The sequence below is a fragment of the Acidithiobacillus sp. TH-A35 genome (assembly GCF_057473505.1).
The window spans coordinates 1-4173 of the sequence record NZ_JBYCKR010000286.1; the positions used below are offsets into that span (position 1 = coordinate 1).

Sequence of the window (4173 nt, forward strand, 5' to 3'; positions counted from 1 at the left end):
CCGAGCGGGCTCACGCGCAGATGGCTCAAATCCTTCTTCAACAACTGCAAGCCGTAGAAGGTGAAGAATATCTCGACCCCATAGCCGAGCGCCGCTGCGGTAGATGCCAGAATGAAGGGCGGATAGCCCCAATCCAGCGTGCCTTTCGTGGCGATAATTGCTAACTTTTTCTCGTCCATTATTTCGTACTCCCGGCCGGGTTTCTGCACCCAACCTCGATAAATTTAGGCTTTCTGGATGAAGAAGATAAACTCCCCAGCGGCTTCTGCGTGTTCCAGCAGAGGATTTTTCGTCTGCTTGGCAAACGCCTCGAAGTCCTTCACGGCGCCCGGATCGGTAGCAACGATCTTCAAGACCTGCCCAGAGGTCAGTTCACCAAGCGCCTTTTTGGTGCGGAGAATCGGCAACGGGCAATTCAGTCCGCGGGCGTCGAGTACTTTGTCTTCTTGTACCATGGGTTAACCTCCTCGGTTATGATGTCTGAAAAACTACTTGCAAGACTCTATCAGGAACAACATGAACAGCAAGGCAAATATTTTGATTTGATGATTAAGCACCCATATTTTAGAATATCCTTATTAACTGGGCAACTGCACAATGGGAAAGCCTCGATTGGCCCAGGCGGATATTCCACCCCGCAAATTAAGCACTTGGCCGAAGCCTTGTGCAGCCGCGAAAGCCGCTGCCTGTGCCGAGCGCCCACCGCTCAGGCAATAAAAAACGATCATTTGCGATTTATCCATCTGCTGCACAGACATGGGAAGCAGATGCAAGGGCAGGTGTTTGGCACCATCAATGACCCCCCGCGCCACTTCGCCGGACGATCGCACATCAATCAAGGTAAACGCATCCCCGCGTTCCGTTAAGGCCTTGAGCTGATCTGCGGTGATTTCTTGAAAACCGTACATGCATCACTCACTTACATGAAAGAAAAATTAGTTAATCAGTCTACACGATGCGCCGAGCGGCGTGTAGACCAGATACCAGAAACATCAAACGCCCCAAGGGTTAACCCCCAAGCCGCATCATGAAGACTCGCGCGGAACGACTTGGGTCATTTACAAAGTGGTGCCGATCCGGCTTATCGCGCCAGATACCCTGGATAATGGCCTCTGCGATCTGCCCATCACTATTCGACCCCCGGACGAGGTGTAAAAGCTCCAATCCGCTATCCTGACCCAGACAATACACCAAGCGCCCCGTCGCGGTGAGGCGTACCCGGTTACAGGTTGCACAAAAATCGTCGCTGATAGGAGTAATAAAGCCCACCTGGGAGCGTACTGCAGGAAGCTGATAAAGGCGTGCCGGGCCATTATCTGCGGGCTTGGTCACAGGTTGCAGCGGACCAAATTGCTGCTCGATGACCTGCTGTGCTTCCGCGGCGCTCAAAAATTGCCTCTCCTGGGCGATCGCCCCAGCCTCGCCCAGGGGCATGGTCTCAATAAAGCGTATGTCGATGCCGCGCTGCATCGCATACTCCACCAGCGCGGGCAGGCTATTTCCGTTATCCTGGCGAAGCAGAACGACATTGAGCTTAATCCGAGGAATTTCCGCAAGAATAGCTGCTTCGACACCCTCCAGAACCCGGTGCAAGTCACCGCCCCGGGTCACCCGTGTAAAGACTTCAGGATCAAGGCTGTCAAGGCTGATGTTCAGGTTATTGACACCCATACGCCGCAGGGCGGCGGCGCGGCGCCCTAGCAGTAATCCGTTGGTGCTGATACTGATCTTGCCCACACCGTGGCGACGTGCGGAACCGACGAGGGAAAGAATCTGCGGATGAATGAGTGGTTCGCCACCCGTAAAACGTATGTGGCGGACGCCGAGCCCGCTGAAAATGCGAATCAGGCGATCATATTCTTCTACCTGAAGATGATCTTCCCGCGCGAAGAAAGGGGTCCCTTCTTCTGGAGAGCAGTAGCTACAACGAAAATTGCAGTGCTCAGTGACTGAAATGCGCAGATAGGTGACATGCCGGCCGAACTGATCCGCTAATGCGGTCTCTCGTATCGGTTCTGCAAATAACCCTTGCGGCATGCCTGCTACTCCTTGGGAACCTTACCCGAAAATCTATACTAGACCTCTTTTGAGATCGCGCTCAACACTGCTGACGGCCATGATAGAGATTAACCACATGCTGCGCCTCGACAAAAAATAGCCAGCGCTCTACACCGATTCCGAAGATGACCGACAGAACGGCAATCCAGGCGAAGGCCGACTGTCCGGTGGCAATACTGATCACCAATGCGGCAATAGGAATGACAAAGGCGAAGATATACATCACGACCTTGACACTCCGCGCTTTAGCCGTCGGCAAGGTATGTCCGAACTCTTCCGTCAGGAAGGTTCCAAAGGTATGTCCCTGTTCCAGAATGCGCACGGTAGAACGATTGAAACCGATAGCGGTACGTATGGTCGGGCCACCTGGACGACCGATCCAGAAATAATAAATCCCCTTCATGACGGCGGACGCAGCCAACAGGGCCAGGGCGATACCCACCAGCGTGTCCGCTGGAGCGCCCATGATAATCCGCTCTGCAGCCAATACTGTGGCGCCGGTAGCCAAGCCCATGGCGTAAAAGTTGGCGGGGACCAGCGCTGTATTCCACTGACGAATCGTACGCAACACGGCGTAAATCATGCCTTGGCAGAAAACGGTAACCAGCCCGATGACGCCCGCCAGATTCACCAGAATCAACCCGACAGCGTCGTGGGTCCCACCAGTGAAGAACACCCAGATCAAATACAGTGCCGCAAACGGATAGTAGAGCACCGCAAAAACACCCTCGCGCGCCAGCCAAGAGGTACGCCAGCGGGTGAAGGCCCGCCAGGCATTTTTAGGGTTAGCCAAGTGGGCGGTAGACGACAACATGCCGATACTGACAAAGACGAGGGAGAGGATCACCGCGATCATGGTTTGCAACGGGCTAAGCCCCCTGTCGATCTGGAAATCATTGACGATGGCCGTGAGGGCCATGATGCCAAAACCACCGCCGGAGAACAGGGTCAGGAATATAACTGCGAGAGCCGGATGCATGGGGTCTCCTTAACGCTCAACGACACGATTGACCCACTCCTTTACCTTGCGAACAACCTTTTTCTTGAGCTCTTCGGTCGGGATGGGGGCGTGGACACGGGGGGGCAAATAGTGATTTGTGGGGTTGTAGTTGAGTTCGGGCATGAGCTGGTAGCCGCCCCGGTCGCGTACCGCACGGCTTACCGGGCTTTCCGGATCGTCAACATCACCGAACATACGGGCGTGCGCCGGGCAGGTCAGTACGCAGGCCGGCTGCCGCTCTTCTTCCGGAATCTCCATGTCGTAAATGCGGTCGATGCAGAGCGTGCATTTCTTCATGGTGCCGGAGACGCGATCCAGTTCGCGGGCACCATAAGGACAGGCCCAGGAACAGTAGTTGCAGCCCATACACTTATTCTGATCGACCAGTACGATGCCGTCTTCAGCGCGCTTGTAAGAGGCTCCGGTCGGACACACGGTCACGCATTCAGCGTTCTCACAGTGCATGCAGGACATGGGAAAGTTAATGGTTTTGTTGTAGGGATAGTCGCCCACCTCATAGTGACGGATGCGGTTGAACCACACGCCCGAAGGCTTGGCGCCGTAGGGGTCGTAGTCCGTCAGTGGCGCCGTTGTACCGCTGGTATTCCATTCCTTACAGGCCACCGCGCAGGCATGGCAGCCTACGCAGGTATCCAGATCAATGACCAAACCGAGTCTCATAACATTCTCCTTGGCATGTCAGGATTTCAGATTGACAGGCTTGTGGGTGTGATAACGCAGCACGTCAGGCGCAGGGATGTCTCCGGGTAGAGGCCTCATGGTCGGGAATATTGGCCAAGTGCCCTCTTCTCCAGGTGCTGCCGGGTAGATCTTGACCATCAGGTCATACCAGGCCGCCTGACCGGTGATCGGATCGGAGTTGGTCAGACGCCGTTCACCCTGCTTGGCCGGCAATAGCTCCGAAATCAGATGGTTCATCAGGAAGCCGCGGGTTGCTTCGGCGGCATCGGGCTTCAATCCCCAGGCACCCGACTGCTTGCCAATGGCATTCCAAGTCCACACCGTATCTTCCTGACAACCTTCGATGAGTTTGACCTGCACGCGAATTTTACCGTTGTGACTCTCTACCCAAACCCAGCTTTTGTCCTCGATAC

The 4173-nt window shown here is 55.1% G+C and carries 6 protein-coding genes and 1 pseudogene; all 7 read right to left on the reverse strand.

Annotated elements, in window-relative coordinates; translation table 11 throughout:
- The coding region (locus tag AC2VNK_RS09280) for a DsrE/DsrF/DrsH-like family protein (RefSeq protein ID WP_486883553.1) at positions 1-179 on the reverse strand (179 nt) is incomplete at its 3' end.
- A 45-nt stretch (positions 180-224) separates the two neighbouring features.
- Positions 225-455, reverse strand: coding sequence for a sulfurtransferase TusA family protein (locus AC2VNK_RS09285; RefSeq protein WP_014029822.1), 231 nt, complete (start codon positions 453-455; stop codon positions 225-227).
- 123 nt (positions 456-578) lie between these two features.
- Positions 579-908: a rhodanese-like domain-containing protein gene (locus AC2VNK_RS09290; RefSeq protein ID WP_291525030.1), complete on the reverse strand. Its 330-nt coding sequence runs from the start codon at positions 906-908 to the stop codon at positions 579-581.
- A 100-nt stretch (positions 909-1008) separates the two neighbouring features.
- Positions 1009-2037, reverse strand: coding sequence for a GTP 3',8-cyclase MoaA (moaA, locus tag AC2VNK_RS09295; RefSeq protein WP_291525028.1), 1029 nt, complete (start codon positions 2035-2037; stop codon positions 1009-1011).
- Between the two features lie 61 nt (positions 2038-2098).
- Positions 2099-3037, reverse strand: coding sequence for a dimethyl sulfoxide reductase anchor subunit family protein (locus tag AC2VNK_RS09300; protein ID WP_291525026.1), 939 nt, complete (start codon positions 3035-3037; stop codon positions 2099-2101).
- A 9-nt stretch (positions 3038-3046) separates the two neighbouring features.
- On the reverse strand, positions 3047-3739 hold the full coding sequence (locus AC2VNK_RS09305; RefSeq protein ID WP_291525024.1) for a 4Fe-4S dicluster domain-containing protein: 693 nt from the start codon (positions 3737-3739) through the stop codon (positions 3047-3049).
- A gap of 18 nt (positions 3740-3757) precedes the next feature.
- A pseudogene (locus tag AC2VNK_RS09310) lies at positions 3758-4173 on the reverse strand (formate dehydrogenase); the annotation flags it as partial.